The sequence below is a fragment of the Polaromonas sp. genome (assembly GCF_010365105.1).
Classification (GTDB): Bacteria; Pseudomonadota; Gammaproteobacteria; order Burkholderiales; family Burkholderiaceae_C; genus Polaromonas.
The window spans coordinates 91,735-106,333 of record NZ_JAAFGZ010000001.1 but is presented as its reverse complement, the minus strand read 5'-3'; the positions used below and the strand labels follow the sequence as shown (position 1 = coordinate 106,333).

The window sequence follows — 14,599 nt, the reverse complement described above, 5'->3', positions numbered from 1 at the left end:
CATGCCCGCCTATTCATTCGAAGCCCTGACCGCCGAGGGCGCAACCCGCAAGGGCATCATCGAGGCCGACACCGCGCGGTCGGCGCGCAGCATGCTCCGGGCGCAGGCGCTGGTGCCGCTGGCGGTCCAGGCGGTCGGCGCGGCTGGCAAGGGCGTGCAGCCGGCCGGCGCTTCGGGCTGGAACACCACGCTGTGGAGCAAACGGGTCTTCAATGCCACGGCACTGGCCATCTGGACCCGCCAGATCGCCGGACTGGTGACTTCGGGCCTGCCGCTGGAGCGGGCGCTGACGGCGCTGGCCGACGAATCCGAAAACATTCCCCAGCGCCACCTGGTTGCCAACCTGCGCGCCGAGGTCAACGGCGGCACGCCTTTTGCCACCGCGCTGGCGCAGCACCCGCGCGAGTTTTCGGCGACGTATTGCGCGGTCGTGGGCGCTGGCGAGCACAGCGGCAACCTTGGCATGGTGCTGGAGCGGCTGGCCGATGACCTGGAGCAAAGCCAGGAACTCAAGGCCAAGCTGGTGGGCGCGGCACTGTACCCGGCCATCGTCACGCTGGTGGCCATTGCCATCGTCACCTTTTTGCTGGGCTACGTGGTGCCGCAGGTGGCGCAGGTGTTTGCCGGCAGCAAGCGGGCCTTGCCGGTGCTGACCGTCATCATGCTCGGCCTGGCAGGCTTCGTGCGCAACCAGGGCTGGCTGGTTCTCCTGGCGCTGGCGGCAATGGCGGGCGGATTCCGGCTGGCCTGGACAAGCGCTGCTTTTCGTGAAAGGTTCGATGCCGCCTGGCTGTCGCTGCCGGTGCTGGGCAAGCTCTCGCGCGGCTACAACGCTGCGCGTTTTGCCGGCACCCTGGCAATGCTGGCAGGCGCCGGCGTGCCCATCCTCAAGGCCCTGCAGGCAGCGGCCGACACGCTGTCGAACCGGGCCATGCGCGCCGATGCGCTTGACGCGCTGGTGCTGGTGCGCGAAGGCACGCCGCTGGCCTCGGCCATCGGGCATAAAAAGCGTTTCCCGGGGCTGCTGAGCATGTTTGCCCGCCTGGGCGAGCAGACCGGCCAGTTGCCGGTGATGCTGGACCGCGCGGCGAAGCAGCTCGGCACCGAAGTGCAGCGCCGCGCACTGCAACTGGCCACCTTGCTGGAGCCGCTGCTGATCGTGGTGATGGGCCTGGTGGTGATGCTGATCGTTCTGGCCGTGCTGCTGCCCATCATCCAGCTCAACCAGCTGGCGCGCTAAACCGGCGTTTGACCGCGTGTCAAGGCCTGGCGGCAGGATGTCGCCGTGTGCAGATCAGTGTGTAGGAAGCAGCCCACGTGTGCTTGAGCTTTGTACCGCTTTTCATGCAGTAACAAGGGTACTAAATTACATCCATCACTCACCTGAATACTGAAAAGGATTAAATGATGAACACCGATCAAGTCAAGGGCGCGCTCAAGGAAGCCGCCGGCAAGGTTCAATCCACGACTGGCGAATTGATCGACAGTCCTGAACAAGAGGCCAAGGGTCTGTTGAAGCAATCCGAAGGACGTGTCCAGAAAAACGTTGGCGACGCCAAGGAAGTTCTCAAAGACGCCGTTGACAAACTCTGATTCGGCTTAACGTCCGAACAAAAGCGGCTGGTCCTGTACCAGCCGCTTTGCTGTTTGCGGATCGGAAATAACAGATCACGTCCGAGCCCACCGACCATTTGTCTGGCCCCGCGAAACCTGCATGCCCATGGGCATGCAGGTTTTTCTGTTTCAGCCAGTCGATGGGTGCCCGGCAAGGGCCTGCCGGAATACGCGCGCCAGGGTGTCCGACGTGTAAGGCTTCAAGACCAGTTCGAACGCATGGTGATGGCCTTGTTCCGCCATGGCCGCGTTGTAGCCGCTGGTCAGCACCACCGGAAGGTGAGGATACTGGCGCCGGACCTGTTCGCCGAACTCGAATCCATCAATGCCAGGCATGACGACATCGGAAAAAACCAGACCAAAGCGCCCGGCGTCATCAGCCAGCAGTTTCAGCGCGGCGGCGGCGCTGGCGACCCAGACCGGCTGGTAGTCCAATACCTCGAGAATCTCGCAGGTAATCTGACCGAGCGCCTCGTTGTCTTCCACCACCAGCACACCAATGCCTTGGCGGGACGTTGCCGGTTCTGGCGCCGCCGGTGCCTGCGGCTCAGAGGCTCTTTCGGCGCGTGGCAGGTAGAGGGTAAAAACAGACCCCTTGCCGGGCTCGCTCCTGACATCCACCTCTCCGCCCGATTGCTTGGCAAAGCCGAACACCTGGCTCAAGCCCAGGCCGGTGCCCCGGCCCACCTCCTTGGTGGTGTAGAAAGGCTCGAAAATCGCTCCCAGTTTTTCCAAAGCAATGCCGCAACCGGTGTCGCTGGCCGAAATGGCAATGAAACTTCCCTGATGCAGGTCACGGCCTGGGCCTGCCGGTATCTTGTCCACCTGTTGAACGGCGATGACCAACTGGCCTTCGGCATCCATGGCATCGCGGGCATTCACCGCCAGGTTGAGCAAGGCCGTTTCAAACTGGTTGACATCGGCCAGGGCAAAACAGCCTTCCTGCAGGCAACACCGATGAAGGATTTCCATCCGTGACCCCAGCAATGGTTTGACCAGCGCAATCACGCTTTGTACCTGCCGGTCAACGTCGAACACTTCCGGGATGAGCGGTTGCTGGCGGGCAAAGGCCAGCAGCTGGCCCGTCAGTTTGACGGCACGGCCGACCGTGTCATAAATCAGGTCCAGGTAATAGTCACAATGCTCCGCAGGCAGCCGATGGCTGCGCAGCAGTTCGACCGACGAGCTGATCACGCCCAGCAGGTTGTTGAAATCGTGGGCGACTCCGCCGGTGAGTTGCCCCAGCGCCTCCAGCTTTTGCGACTGGCGCAACGCCGTCTCGCTGCGCAGCAGTTCGGTCGTGCGCTGTTCAAGCATGGCATTCGTCAGGCGCAGGTTTTTTTCTGCCAGCTGCCGCCGCTGTGAAATCCAGGTACGTGCCGCGACCTCCTCAATCAACGTTTTCTCGCAGTCCAGCCAGACGCGTGGCCGGGAATCCACCACGTACAGCACCATCGAAAGGCGGCCGTTCACGGTGTGCGGCGAAGCCATGAAGGCAGTGCCCCGCACGGGCTTGTCGCGGAGCTTGCAGGCTGCTGCGGCCGTGAGTAAATCGACAGTCGTGTCATTGACGGCCACGGTGCGCCCGGAACGAAGCTCTGCAACCAGGGCTGCTCCGTAAGCTTCAAGCCGGTGGCTTCCGGCCAGGCTGGAATACCTGCCATCGGTCCACATTGGCATCGCATCGCTCCATTCACCGGTTTGTGCAAGCTCGGCATAGCCGACACACGCGGCGTCGAGATACTCGCCCAGCTTTTGCGCCGCCAGCGTCATCATGGGCTCGGGTTCCACGGCATCGCGCAAGGCATCGCTGATGTCGACCTGAAAAGCCTGCTGCTTTTGTGCTTGCGCCTTACATTGCTCCGCGTGCCGTTTTTCAGTGGTTTCTGCGAGAAGGCAGTACACGCCAACGACCTGGGCGGTTTCATCGCGAAACGGCAGGAATGAAAGACTCCACCAGGTCGGCTCCCTGTAGCCTTTGCGTGTCAGGGTCAAGGGCATGTCCTCGTAATAGGCGCCCTCGCCGCCAAGCGCCTTCTTTGCAATCGGCTCGATTTCTGTCCAGGAATCGGTCCATTGTTGTGCGGCAGGCAGTCCCGACACGCCGTTGAATCGCGAACCGAGCATCTGGCGATAGCTGTCGTTGAAGAACGAGAGAAAGCCCGGTCCCCAGCCCATGATCATCGGCTGGGGGCTGCTGAGCAGCGTGGCCAGCATGCTTTTAAGGGAGGGGTGCCAGCTGGCCGGTGGACCGAGAGGGGTCCCGTGCCAGTCCTGGGCATGGATCAGCGCGCCCATTTCGCCACCATTGGCTAGAAAAGCAGGCATCTGCGAAGCGTCTACCAGGTCGTTCTGATGGTTTTTAAGCATGCGAGGCAGGCGTTTGTTCTGACCCGGGGTCGGTCAGGCTTGCTGAAGAAAGTCATTTTGCATCAAATGTGACATTACTCGCTTTATCGTGGGATTCGGAACATCACTCTTGCCACCAGGATTTTGTCGCCATCAAACACGGCGGTGGATGCACGCCAGTGTGCCCAAAGCCTCAACCAGACTTTGCCCGGCATTTCACATCGCAGCGCTGAAAATCATTCGCGACTGATTGGCGGCAACAACCCAAGCCCCAAACAGAAAATGCCATTGTTTCCGGGACATTGCCTTGTATTAAACCTGCTTAAAATGTAACTTTTCACTGGCTATTCACAAAATAAATGTTGATGGGGATACCGGATATTGAACAATCCGGTGGCACGGCGGCTATCAGACAAGTTCTTCGCTGCCGTCTTTTCGCTATTATTTAAATAGCTAGAGGTGCAAGCAGGATATGCGCAAAAGCCACATTTGATCAACAATTCATGCTTGATGGCAACTCGGCCGGAACTTGCCAGCCTTTTCAGACCGCTGGCACTCGACAAGCCGCCCGGAATTTTCTGCGCATGTCTCGCCCCTGCAAACCCTGCTGAACGCGCTCACGCCTTGAATGGCAAGGACAAACAAAAATTGAAACATCTGCTCCATCGCCCCGCTGAAGATGCTGGACGGATTGATGTTGTTTACCTCTGGGTGAACGGCGCCGACCCCGTCTGGCTGCGCAAGCGCCATCGCGCCTACACCGCGTGGACACGGCAGAATGGTGAAGAACTGGCGGCTTTTGGCAACGTGGCCGGCCGCTACCGGGACAATTCAGAACTGCTTTTCAACCTGCGCGCGCTGGAACTGTTTTTCCCGGACCATGGCCATGTCTACATCGTGACCGACGGGCAAACGCCGGCCTGGTTGCGGCCTTCGAGCCAGGTGACGCTGGTGGACCACCGACAGTTGCTGCCGTGTGCATCGCCGGAGGTGTTCGACTCAGGCCATATCGAGTCCTACCTGCACCACATACCCGGCCTGTCCGAGCGTTTCATCTACCTGAACGACGACGTATTTTTTGGCCAGCAGGTCAATCCGGCGTGGTGGTTCGAGGACAGGATCAAGGTGTTCCTGGAGCCTGCATCGACGGCGCACCCCGAGGCGCTGCATCCCGGCGAGACAGCGCTGGTCAATGCGTCGATCGAGTCCGGGCGCTGGCTCACCGAGCGCTATCCACACTACCGGCACCTTCCCCAGGTGTATTCGCACACGCCGCGTGCCATGCGCAAAAGCTTGATGCATGAACTTGAACACCTGGCCCAGGACTGGTTTGCGCAGGTCCGGTCCACCGTGTTCCGCTCCTGGCGGATTCCGCCCATCGTTCCGGACCTGGCACCGCGCTGGATGGTGCAGATGGGCTACGCCGAGCAGCAGGTGCTCAATCCTCTCTACATCAACACGGGCGATGCCCAGGCGGGACGGGAGTTTGACACGCTGCTGCAAAACTTCGGCAACTTGCCGTTTTTCTGCATCAACGACACCTGCGACGAAGCGGCCGGCGACGATCCGCGCCTGCTGCGAATTGCCCAGACCCTGGAAAAACTCCTGCCCGATCCGTCATCGTTTGAATGGGCAGGCGACCAGCGCATGGCGGCCTGAACCCTCAGGATTCTTGATGAAAACAGCTTGCTGCGCATGTCCTGCATGCACTTTCAGCTATCAAAAAGAGAGTTGCCTTCCCCGTTGAAAATGAAAAATCCCGGCCTGTCTGCACAGTTCCGGGATTTTCAGGACCTTGAAGTCACGGACATGGACTGCCCCGACCTGCATTCAGGTGAAGATTACATGCCGAACTTGGCCTTGGCATCGGCCTGGCAGGTGTCCTTGGCATTGCCGGCCAGGCTGTCACAGCGCTCCTTGGCGGCCTTGTAATTGGCTTCGCGCGTTTCTGCATTGGCCTCTTTCTTGGCTTCGTTGACATTCGCCGTTTTGTTGGCAGTGCCAGCGTTGGCGGCCTCGGCAACCTTGGCATCTTCCTTGGCTTTCACATGCACGGCCTTGGCATCCTTGACGCAGACATCCTTGGCATTGCCGGCCAGGTCATCGCACTTTTCCTTGGCGGTGTCGTAAGCTGCATCGGCCTTGGCCATGGCGACATCGCGGGTGTGGTTGGCGCTGGGCTTGTACTGGGATTCAAGCTCGGCCTTGGCGACCTTTTCCGCGCCCTTGGCTTCGGACACGCAAATGTCCTTGGCATTGGCTTTGAGGCTGCCGCACTTGTCGCGGTTGACCTTGTAGTCGGCGCTGACCTGTTTTTTCTGGGTGTCGTATTCGGCCTTGGTCAGCGCCAGGGCGTTACCGGCAAAAATGCATGACATGGCGACGCTGAGCATCAAAAGTTTGGTTTTCATGATGAATCCTTGAGAAGTTTAAGAAGTTTGAGGTGGCCGGGTTTCGGGTTTTATCAAAGCGGGCGCTCGGCCAGCAACCGCTCAGTAACGCTCGAAGAAATTGGTCGGGTTGCGCTCATGCCAGGCATTGACCTGGTTTTCGGCTTCTTCGAGCGTCACGCCATGGCGCTCCTGGATCTTGCCCAGCAACTGGTCGCGCTTGCCGGCAATGACATCAAGGTCATCATCGGTCAGCTTGCCCCATTGCTCCTTGACCTTGCCTTTGAACTGGAGCCAGTTACCTTCCACTCGATCTTGGTTCATGCTTTTCTCCTCGTTATGGTGTCACTCTGCCTGGCATTCTGGAGAATGCCGCAAGGGCAACCGTCCCTGCCTGCAGAAAGAAGATGCTAGCCATGACAAGGCGGCAAAGAAGTAGGCCGGCGGATTTTGAAGCGGTAGTCTGATGACTACAGCCGGGCTGGGCAGACGCTGGAACGGTTATTTTCTGGCGCGCAGCGTGCGGCTCAGCAAGGCTACCGGCAGCAAGCCGACCAGCACCAGCGCCAGCGCCGGCAGGGCTGCCTCGCCCAGGCGCTCGTCGCGCGCCAGCTGGTAGGTCACCACGGCCAGGGTGTCGCTGTTGAAGGGCCGCAGCACCAGCGTGGCAGGCAGTTCCTTCATCACATCGACAAACACCAGCAGGCCCGCCACCGCCACCGAGCGTTTGAGCAGCGGCCAGTGCACCCGCGCCAGCAGGCCGGCGCCGGTGGTGCCGAGCATGCGGGCGCTGTCGTCAAAGCTGGCCGGAATGCGCGAATAGCCGCTCTGGATGCTTTGCAGCGCCACCGCGCTGAAACGCACCAGGTAGGCCCAGACCACGCCGAGCACGGTGGCGGTGACCCAGTAGCCCGCGCCGGTTTGCGGCGCGGCCGCCTGCAGCCAGCCGACCGGCAGCAGCAGCCCGACGACAATGACCGCGCCCGGAACGGCATAGCCCAGGCTGGCCAGCTGCACCGCGCCACGCGTCAGCAGGTCGGGCTGGCGCCGCACGGCAAACGCCAGGCCCAGCGCCAGCGCAGTGGCCAGCACGGCACTCAGCCCGGCAAGCCGGACGCTGTTCAGCGTCCAGTTGGCAAACTGGTCCCAGAGCAGGTTGTCCCAGCCCAGCACCAGCGGCCGGAGCATGAACAGCACCGGCAGCACGAAGCCTAAGGCGATCGGTGCGGCGCACAGGCACCAGGCCAGCGCCGCCCGCACGCCGCGCAAGGGCACCGGCACTGCATCGGCAGACCCGGCGCGTGCGCCCCGGCCGGCGGCAAAGCGCATGCGCTGCTGGGCGCCGTGCTCGATGCGCAGCAGCACCGCGACGAACACCAGCAGCACGGTCGCCAGTTGCGCGGCCGCCATCCGGTTGTCCATTGACAGCCAGGCCTTGTAGATGCCGGCGGTGAAGGTCTGGATGCCAAAGTAGCTGGACACGCCGAAGTCCGCCAGCGTTTCCATCAGCGCCAGCGCCACGCCGGCCGCCACCGCCGGACGCGCCAGCGGCAGGGCAACCTCGCGGATGCGCCGGGACAGCGGCGCGCCCAGCAGCCGGGCCGCTTCCATCAGGTGCGCGGCGCGCTCGGACAAGGCGGTGCGCGCCAGCAGATAGACATACGGGTACAAGGCCACCGTGAACACCAGCACCGCACCGCCCAGGCTGCGCACTTCCGGCAACAGCCGCCCCTGCAGCCCGAACGCCGAGCGCAGCCAGGTTTGCAGCGGCCCGCCGTATTGCAGGAAGTCGGTGTAGGCATAGGCCACCACATAGGCCGGCATGGCCAGCGGCAGCAGCAAGGCCCATTCAAACGTGCGCCGGCCCGGAAACTCGAACAGTGTCACCGCGCTGGCCGTGGCCATGCCGACGGCAGCGACGCCAATGCCCACCAACCCACACAGCAGCAGCGACGTCCAGGTGTAGTCGGGCAGCACCGTCTGCAGCATCTGCGTCAGGATGGAGCGCGCCGCGGCGTCGAATTCGAGCCAGGACAGCGCCACGGCCAGCACCGGCAGCGTCAGGAATGCCACCAGCAGGAGCAAAAAGGCGGAAGGAACAAAGCGAAAAAAAAGTCGGCGGAACATGGAAACCCGATGGAAGGCTGTTGCCGGCCGGCCCCTGCCCTGCCCGCTTGCGCCGTGGTGTCTGCAGCCAGTCACTGCAAATGAGAATTGTAAGCATCTACAATCAACCCATGTTTCTCGAAGTCTCCCAACTCGGTGTGCACTACGCAAAAAGCCGCCATGCGGCGGTCGATGGCGTGTCGTTCAACCTGCAGGCCGGCGAGATCGGCGTACTGATTGGCCCGTCGGGTTGCGGCAAGACCACCTTGCTGCGCGCCGTCGCCGGGCTGGAACGCGCGCATGCGGGAAGCATCCGGCTGGCCCGGCAAATCGTCAGCAGCCCGCAGTTTCATCTGCCGGCCGAGTCGCGCCAGATCGGCATGGTGTTTCAGGATTACGCGCTGTTTCCGCACCTTGACGTGGCCCGCAACGTGGCCTTCGGCCTGAACCACCTGGGCGCTTTGGCCCGCAGCCGGCGCGTTGACGAGGTGCTGGAACTGGTCGGCATGGGCCATGCCCACAAGGTCTTTCCCCACGAACTGTCGGGCGGACAGCAGCAGCGTGTGGCGCTGGCCCGGGCGCTGGCGCCGGGGCCGCGCCTGCTGTTGCTCGACGAACCGTTTTCCAACCTCGATGTCGATCTGCGCGAACGGCTGGCGCATGAGGTGCGCGCCATCCTGAAAGCGGCGGGCGCCACCGCCCTGTTCGTGACGCACGACCAGCTCGAAGCCTTTGCCATCGGCGACCGCATCGGCGTGATGCATGAAGGCCACCTGCACCAGTGGGAAGACGCCTATGCGCTGTACCACCGGCCGGCCACGCGCTTTGTCGCCGATTTCATCGGTCACGGCGTGTTTGTACCGGCCACCCTGATGCACCAGCCAAGCGGCGTGGTGGCGCGCACACCGCTGGGCGACCTGGTCGGGCTGGACGAATGCCCGCTGCCGTCGAGCTACCCCGGCGGCGAATGCGACGTGCTGCTGCGCGCCGACGACATCGTGCATGACGACAACGCGCCGGTGAAGGCCCGCATCATCCGCAAGTCTTTTCGCGGTTCGGAGTTTTTGTACACGATGCAGCTGGCCAGCGGCGAAGCATTGCTGGCCCATGTGCCCAGTCACCACGACCATGCGGTCGGCGAATGGGTGGGCATCCGGGCCGAAGTGGACCACGTGGTGACCTTCGTGCGCGAAACGGATGCAAATTCTGAACAAAATAAGCCTCTTGCGCATACTCCACGTGCGCTTACAGCTATTGATTCAGTAGCAAAAAGCGACAGCGCCTGATTCAGGCAAGGTTCAGCCCCGGCGCAGACCCTCCACCTTGCCGCGCAACTGCTCGCTCCAGGCACGCCGGTCGCGCCCCGCAGCCTGTTCGGGCGCTCCGTAATGCACCACGGCCACCATCGGCGGCGCGCACAAGGTGCGCCAGATCGAGCCCAGCAAGGTGTCGTCGCCCACATAGCTTGGCGCGAGGCTGGGCTGGCCGCTGGCCTTGTCGATAAAGCGCAGGCCCACGGGCTGGGCCGGCGCATCGGCCGACAGCGCCGCCTGCAGCAAGTTGGCATGAAACGGCAGCACGCTCAAGCCATCGCCGGTGGTGCCTTCGGGGAATACTGCCAGCACCTCGCCGGCCAGCAGCGCATCGCGCATCAGGTGCACCACGCGCATGGCATCGCGGCGTGAGCGGCGCTCGATGTACAGCGTGCCGGCCGCCGTGGCCAGCGTGCCGACGAGCGGCCAGTCCCTGATGTCGGACTTGGAGACGAAGCGGCAATGCCGCGCGGCGTGCATCACCGGGATGTCGAGCCAGGAGATGTGGTTGGCCACCAGCAGCACCGGTCCGAGGAGCGGCGGCTGACCGCGAACTTCCAGCGCAATGCCGATATGGCCCAGCAGCGCCAGCGACCAGACCTGGACCTGGGCGCTTTGACCGGCAGGCTGCAGGCGCGGCAGGCGCACGGCGGCAATCCACAGGCCGGCCAGGATATGCAGAAAAACGCGCAGCAAGCGCCAGCAGGCCCGGATGCGCCTCATCGAGCGTTGGCGGGCAGGTTGCCAGCCAGCGGAAAACAGCCAGCCGGCATGGCTCAGCCGCGCTCGAAGGCGAGCTGTCCACCGACCAGCGTGTAGCGCACGCCGCCTGGCAGGGCGTGCCCGGAAAACGGGGTGTGCCTGCCCTGGCTGCGCAAGGCGGCGGGTTCGACCGTCCACTCGCTGGCAGGGTCGAACACGCAGATATCGGCAACGCCGCCCTTGACCAGCCGGCCCGCGCTGGCCTGCAGCGTGCCCAGCGCAGGGCCGAGCACGCGCGCCGGCTCGCTGGTCAGCACGGCCAGCACCCGGCGCATGTCCGCGCCGCTCTCGGCACCCCATTTGCAGGCCAGGCCCAGCAGCAGTTCCAGGCCAGTCGCTCCGGCTTCGGCTTCGGCGAACGGCAGGGTCTTGGCATCCGCGCCGACCGGCGTGTGGTCGGACACCAGCGCATCGACCGTGCCGTCGAGCAGCCCCAGGCGCAGCGCATCGCGGTCGCGCTGCTGGCGCAGCGGCGGGTCCAGGCGCATCCGGCTGTCAAAGTAGCCGATGTCCACATCGGTCAGGTGCAGGCTGTTGATGCTGACGTCGCAGGTCACACCCAGGCCCTCGGCCTTGGCCCGGGCCACCAGCGCCACGCCGGCCGCGCTGCTGATGCGGCACAGGTGAACGCGCGCGCCGGTGGCGCGCACCAGCTCGAAAATCGTGTGCAGGGCAATCGTTTCGGCGGCGACCGGAACGCCGCTCAGCCCGAGGCGCGTGGCCAGCGCCCCGCTGGCAGCCACGCCCTTGCCCAGGTGAACTTCCTGCGGCCGCAGCCAGATCGAATAGCCAAACGTGGCGGCGTACTGCATGGCGCGCATCAGCACCTGCGTATTGGCCAGCGGCACCTCGGCCTGGCTGAAGCCCACGCAGCCCGATTCGGTCAGCTGGACCATCTCGGTCAGGGATTCGCCCTTCAGGCCACGCGTCAGGGCGCCCAGCGGAAAGACACGCGACTGGTGCATCTTTTCAGCACGGAACTTGAGCATTTCCACCAGGCCGGGCTCATCGAGCACCGGGTCAGTGTCGGGCGGGCAGACCAGGCTGGTCACGCCGCCGGCCACGGAAGCGGCCAGTTCGCTTTCCAGCATGCCTTCATGCTCATGGCCAGGCTCGCCCAGCCGCGCCGACAGGTCGATCAGGCCGGGGGCGACGATGCAGCCAGTGGCGTCGATGGTCTTGTTCGGGGTGAAATCAGCCAGCCCGCCGTTTAGCGAGACGATGCGGCCAGCAGCAATCGCCAGGTCGCCGACCTGGTCAAAGCCGGTGGCCGGGTCGATGACCCGGCCGTTCTTGATGAGAAGCTTCATTTGATTTTTTCAACCGTGAAAAATGAAAATGCTGATCCAGGCAACAAGCCGGCCCTAGCGAAACCATTTTGTTGCAGGCATGACAGAGCCTCTTTCTGCAGACCAGCAGGGGCCGCGGAACTGGCTTTGCCAGGCCGCAGGCGCAGCGGCCCCCTCGGGGGGCAGGAAGCCACACGCAGTGGGCGACCGTGGGGGCTCAAGCCTCATTCCCTGCAACGATGCTCATCACGGCCATGCGCACTGCAATGCCGAACGTGACCTGCGGCAGGATGACGCTCTGCGCGCCATCGACCACGGCCGAGTCGATTTCCACGCCCCGGTTGATCGGGCCGGGATGCATCACGATGGCATCCGGTTTGGCCAGTTGCAGCTTTTCGGGCGTCAGGCCAAAGCTTTTCGAAAACTCCTGGCTGCTGGGCAGCAGCGCGCCGGCCATGCGCTCGTTCTGCAGCCGCAGCATGATGATCACGTCGGCGTCCTTGATGCCTTCTTCCAGCGTGTTGCAGACGCGAACGCCCATCTGCGCCATGTCGGACGGCACCAGGGTCTTGGGGCCGACCACCCGCACTTCGGCGCAGCCCAGCGTGGTCAGCGCATGGATGTCCGAGCGCGCCACGCGCGAATGCAGCACGTCGCCGACGATGGCCACCGTCAGGTTGCTGAAGTCCTTCTTGTAGTGGCGGATGGTGTACATGTCGAGCAGGCCCTGCGTCGGGTGCGCATGGCGGCCATCGCCGGCGTTGACGACATGCACATGCGGCGCAACGTGCTGGGCGATCAGGTGGGGCGCGCCCGATTCGCTGTGGCGCACCACGAAGATGTCGGCCGCCATGGCGCTCAGGTTGGCAATGGTGTCGAGCAGCGACTCGCCCTTGGACGCCGACGAGCGGGCAATGTCCAGGTTGATCACGTCAGCCGACAGGCGCGTGGCGGCAATGTCAAACGTCGTGCGGGTGCGGGTGGAGTTTTCAAAGAACAGGTTGAACACACTCTTGCCGCGCAGCAGCGGGACTTTTTTCACCTCGCGGCTGCTGACGGACACGAAGTTGGCGGCGGTGTCCAGAATCTGCGTCAGGATGGCTTTGGACAGGCCTTCGGTGGACAGCAGGTGGATCAGCTCGCCGTTCTTGTTGAGTTGGGGGTTTCGTCGGTACAACACGCGTTAAGTTCCTCTTGCGCTTTCAGTTCAGGCGGGGGTGTGAATATCCTGGAGGCGGAAACGGAACCGGCCGTCGTCGGTGCGGGCCAGTTCCAGCGTTTGCGAAGCCGGCAGGGTGACGCGCGCCACGGCCAGGTCGGCCTGCACCGGCAGTTCGCGCCCGCCCCGGTCCACCAGCACCATCAGCCTGACGCTGGCGGGCCGGCCGTAATCGAACAGTTCATTGAGCACGGCGCGGATCGTGCGGCCGGTATACAGCACGTCATCGACCACCACCAGGTGCGCGCCATTGACATCAAAGGGCAGCACCGTCTGGCCGCTGGACGACATCCCGCGCTGCGAAAAATCGTCGCGGTGCATGGACGACGACAGGATGCCAATGTCTTCGTTCAGCCCCAGGTCTTTTTGCAGTCGCTCTGCCAGCCAGGCGCCGCCCGACGCCACGCCGACCAGTCGCGGCGGCTGGGAGGAAGCGGCCAGCTGCTGGCGCATGCCGCGCAGCAGATCGGCATACAGCGCCTCGGCGTCAAGAACCAGACTGCTCATGGGGAAGGCTCCTTAGAAATTGTTCCAGAATGATGCAGGCCGACGCGGCATCGGCATCTTTTGCGCCGCCCGCCAGGGCCTCGGTGGTGCTGTAACGCTCATCGACCTCGAACACCTGCAGGCCGTAGCGGCCACGCAGCTGTCGCGCAAACTTTTGCGCGCGCACGGTATTGTCGTGGCTGGCGCCGTCCGGGTGAAACGGAACGCCGACCACCAGCGCATCGGGCTGCCATTCCTTCAAGCGTGCCTGGATCAGCGGGAAACGCGCGACCCCTTCGGCGGCAATGGTGGCCTGCGGCGAGGCCGTGCGGGTCAGGCTGTTTCCCGAGGCCACACCGGTGCGCTTCAGCCCGAAATCAAAGGCCAGGAAGGTCTGCAGGCGCGCCACTGGATGCGGCACGGCAGCAGGCGGCTCACCTGGCTGAAAACCATCGGGGTACGCCAGGCCTTGTGGCTCATCCATGTCCGGCAACGGGCGAAATCATCCAGCTTTCAAGGCCCAGCAGCTTCAGCGCCTTGTCGTAGCGTTCCTCAACCGGGGTGTCAAAAATCACGCCCAGGTCGGCGGCGACCGTCAGCCAGCTGTTGTCGAGCAGTTCCGATTCGAGCTGGCCTTCGCCCCAGGCCGAATAGCCGAGCGAGACAAACACCTTGCGCGGGCCGGCGCCGGTGGACAGGGCTTCGAGCACGTCCTTGGAGGTCGTCATTTCCAGGCCACCCGGGATCGACATGGTCGAGGCGTACACCGATTCGCTGCCAGGCATCATGGATTCGTGCAGCACGAATCCGCGCTCGGTCTGCACAGGCCCGCCCTGAAACACCGGGGTGGTCGTCAGGTCTTCGCGGCGCAGCGGCAATTCGACCTTGTCGAACAAGCCCTGGACATTGATGTCGCTGGGCTTGTTGATGATCAGGCCCAGGGCGCCCCGCTCGCTGTGCTCGCACATGTAGATCACGCTTTTTGAAAACCCTTCATCCTCCAGCCCGGGCATGGCAATGAGGAAATGATGCGTGAGGTTGATCGAGGGGGGGGATTCCGTGGCCATCGGT

General features: G+C 63.5%; 14 protein-coding genes. 4 read left to right on the top strand and 10 right to left on the bottom strand.

Annotated elements, in window-relative coordinates:
• Nucleotide 1: 1 nt before the first annotated feature.
• Entirely contained in the window at nt 2-1,240 is a 1,239-nt protein-coding gene (gene gspF, locus GZ092_RS00470; protein ID WP_293633548.1) for a type II secretion system inner membrane protein GspF, read from the top strand.
• A gap of 167 nt (nt 1,241-1,407) precedes the next feature.
• Nucleotides 1,408-1,593 carry a CsbD family protein gene (locus GZ092_RS00465; RefSeq protein ID WP_293633546.1) on the top strand — a complete coding sequence of 62 codons (186 nt, stop codon included), beginning with the start codon at nt 1,408-1,410 and terminating at the stop codon, nt 1,591-1,593.
• Between the two features lie 150 nt (nt 1,594-1,743).
• On the opposite strand, the gene GZ092_RS00460 is transcribed toward GZ092_RS00465, so the two are convergent.
• Complete coding sequence (locus GZ092_RS00460) at nt 1,744-3,984, bottom strand: ATP-binding protein (protein ID WP_293633544.1); 2,241 nt, start codon at nt 3,982-3,984, stop codon at nt 1,744-1,746.
• 627 nt (nt 3,985-4,611) lie between these two features.
• Between GZ092_RS00460 and GZ092_RS00455 the strand changes: the two genes are divergently transcribed.
• Nucleotides 4,612-5,622, top strand: coding sequence for a Stealth CR1 domain-containing protein (locus GZ092_RS00455; protein ID WP_293633542.1), 1,011 nt, complete (start codon nt 4,612-4,614; stop codon nt 5,620-5,622).
• Nucleotides 5,623-5,804: 182 nt separating this feature from the next.
• Here the strand turns inward: GZ092_RS00455 and GZ092_RS00450 are convergent, their stop codons facing one another.
• From GZ092_RS00450 to GZ092_RS00440, 3 genes are all read right to left on the bottom strand, one after another.
• Nucleotides 5,805-6,374: a hypothetical protein gene (locus GZ092_RS00450; protein ID WP_293633540.1), complete on the bottom strand. Its 570-nt coding sequence runs from the start codon at nt 6,372-6,374 to the stop codon at nt 5,805-5,807.
• Between the two features lie 81 nt (nt 6,375-6,455).
• Entirely contained in the window at nt 6,456-6,677 is a 222-nt protein-coding gene (locus GZ092_RS00445; RefSeq protein WP_293633538.1) for a CsbD family protein, read from the bottom strand.
• Between the two features lie 177 nt (nt 6,678-6,854).
• Entirely contained in the window at nt 6,855-8,480 is a 1,626-nt protein-coding gene (locus GZ092_RS00440) for an iron ABC transporter permease (RefSeq protein WP_293633536.1), read from the bottom strand.
• Between the two features lie 110 nt (nt 8,481-8,590).
• On the opposite strand from GZ092_RS00440, the gene GZ092_RS00435 reads away from it, so the two are divergent.
• Nucleotides 8,591-9,745 (top strand): ABC transporter ATP-binding protein, encoded by a 1,155-nt coding sequence (locus GZ092_RS00435; RefSeq protein ID WP_293633534.1) that lies wholly within the window; start codon nt 8,591-8,593, stop codon nt 9,743-9,745.
• Between the two features lie 12 nt (nt 9,746-9,757).
• Here the strand turns inward: GZ092_RS00435 and GZ092_RS00430 are convergent, their stop codons facing one another.
• From GZ092_RS00430 to GZ092_RS00405, 6 genes are all read right to left on the bottom strand, one after another.
• Nucleotides 9,758-10,495, bottom strand: a complete 738-nt coding sequence (locus GZ092_RS00430) for a lysophospholipid acyltransferase family protein (protein ID WP_293633532.1) — start codon at nt 10,493-10,495, stop codon at nt 9,758-9,760.
• A 53-nt stretch (nt 10,496-10,548) separates the two neighbouring features.
• Entirely contained in the window at nt 10,549-11,844 is a 1,296-nt protein-coding gene (locus tag GZ092_RS00425) for a dihydroorotase (RefSeq protein WP_293633530.1), read from the bottom strand.
• A 196-nt stretch (nt 11,845-12,040) separates the two neighbouring features.
• Entirely contained in the window at nt 12,041-13,003 is a 963-nt protein-coding gene (locus GZ092_RS00420) for an aspartate carbamoyltransferase catalytic subunit (RefSeq protein WP_293633528.1), read from the bottom strand.
• Between the two features lie 27 nt (nt 13,004-13,030).
• On the bottom strand, nt 13,031-13,549 hold the full coding sequence (pyrR, locus tag GZ092_RS00415; protein WP_293633526.1) for a bifunctional pyr operon transcriptional regulator/uracil phosphoribosyltransferase PyrR: 519 nt from the start codon (nt 13,547-13,549) through the stop codon (nt 13,031-13,033).
• Nucleotides 13,530-14,012, bottom strand: coding sequence for a Holliday junction resolvase RuvX (gene ruvX, locus GZ092_RS00410; protein ID WP_293633524.1), 483 nt, complete (start codon nt 14,010-14,012; stop codon nt 13,530-13,532). The genes pyrR and ruvX overlap by 20 nt, the downstream gene beginning before the upstream one ends.
• Nucleotides 14,005-14,595 (bottom strand): YqgE/AlgH family protein, encoded by a 591-nt coding sequence (locus GZ092_RS00405; protein WP_293633522.1) that lies wholly within the window; start codon nt 14,593-14,595, stop codon nt 14,005-14,007. Before GZ092_RS00405 ends, ruvX begins: the two co-directional genes overlap by 8 nt.
• Between the last annotated feature and the right edge of the window lie 4 nt (nt 14,596-14,599).

Coding starts and splice junctions, on each gene's coding strand:
- GZ092_RS00430 (WP_293633532.1), bottom strand. CDS start 10,495: ATGAGGCGCATCCGGGCCTGCTGGCGCTTGCTGCGCGTTTTTCTGCAT.
- GZ092_RS00405 (WP_293633522.1), bottom strand. CDS start 14,595: ATGGCCACGGAATCCCCCCCCTCGATCAACCTCACGCATCATTTCCTC.
- GZ092_RS00445 (WP_293633538.1), bottom strand. CDS start 6,677: ATGAACCAAGATCGAGTGGAAGGTAACTGGCTCCAGTTCAAAGGCAAG.
- GZ092_RS00435 (WP_293633534.1), top strand. CDS start 8,591: ATGTTTCTCGAAGTCTCCCAACTCGGTGTGCACTACGCAAAAAGCCGC.
- GZ092_RS00440 (WP_293633536.1), bottom strand. CDS start 8,480: ATGTTCCGCCGACTTTTTTTTCGCTTTGTTCCTTCCGCCTTTTTGCTC.
- GZ092_RS00465 (WP_293633546.1), top strand. CDS start 1,408: ATGAACACCGATCAAGTCAAGGGCGCGCTCAAGGAAGCCGCCGGCAAG.
- gspF (WP_293633548.1), top strand. CDS start 2: ATGCCCGCCTATTCATTCGAAGCCCTGACCGCCGAGGGCGCAACCCGC.
- ruvX (WP_293633524.1), bottom strand. CDS start 14,012: ATGGATGAGCCACAAGGCCTGGCGTACCCCGATGGTTTTCAGCCAGGT.
- GZ092_RS00460 (WP_293633544.1), bottom strand. CDS start 3,984: ATGCTTAAAAACCATCAGAACGACCTGGTAGACGCTTCGCAGATGCCT.
- GZ092_RS00450 (WP_293633540.1), bottom strand. CDS start 6,374: ATGAAAACCAAACTTTTGATGCTCAGCGTCGCCATGTCATGCATTTTT.
- GZ092_RS00425 (WP_293633530.1), bottom strand. CDS start 11,844: ATGAAGCTTCTCATCAAGAACGGCCGGGTCATCGACCCGGCCACCGGC.
- pyrR (WP_293633526.1), bottom strand. CDS start 13,549: ATGAGCAGTCTGGTTCTTGACGCCGAGGCGCTGTATGCCGATCTGCTG.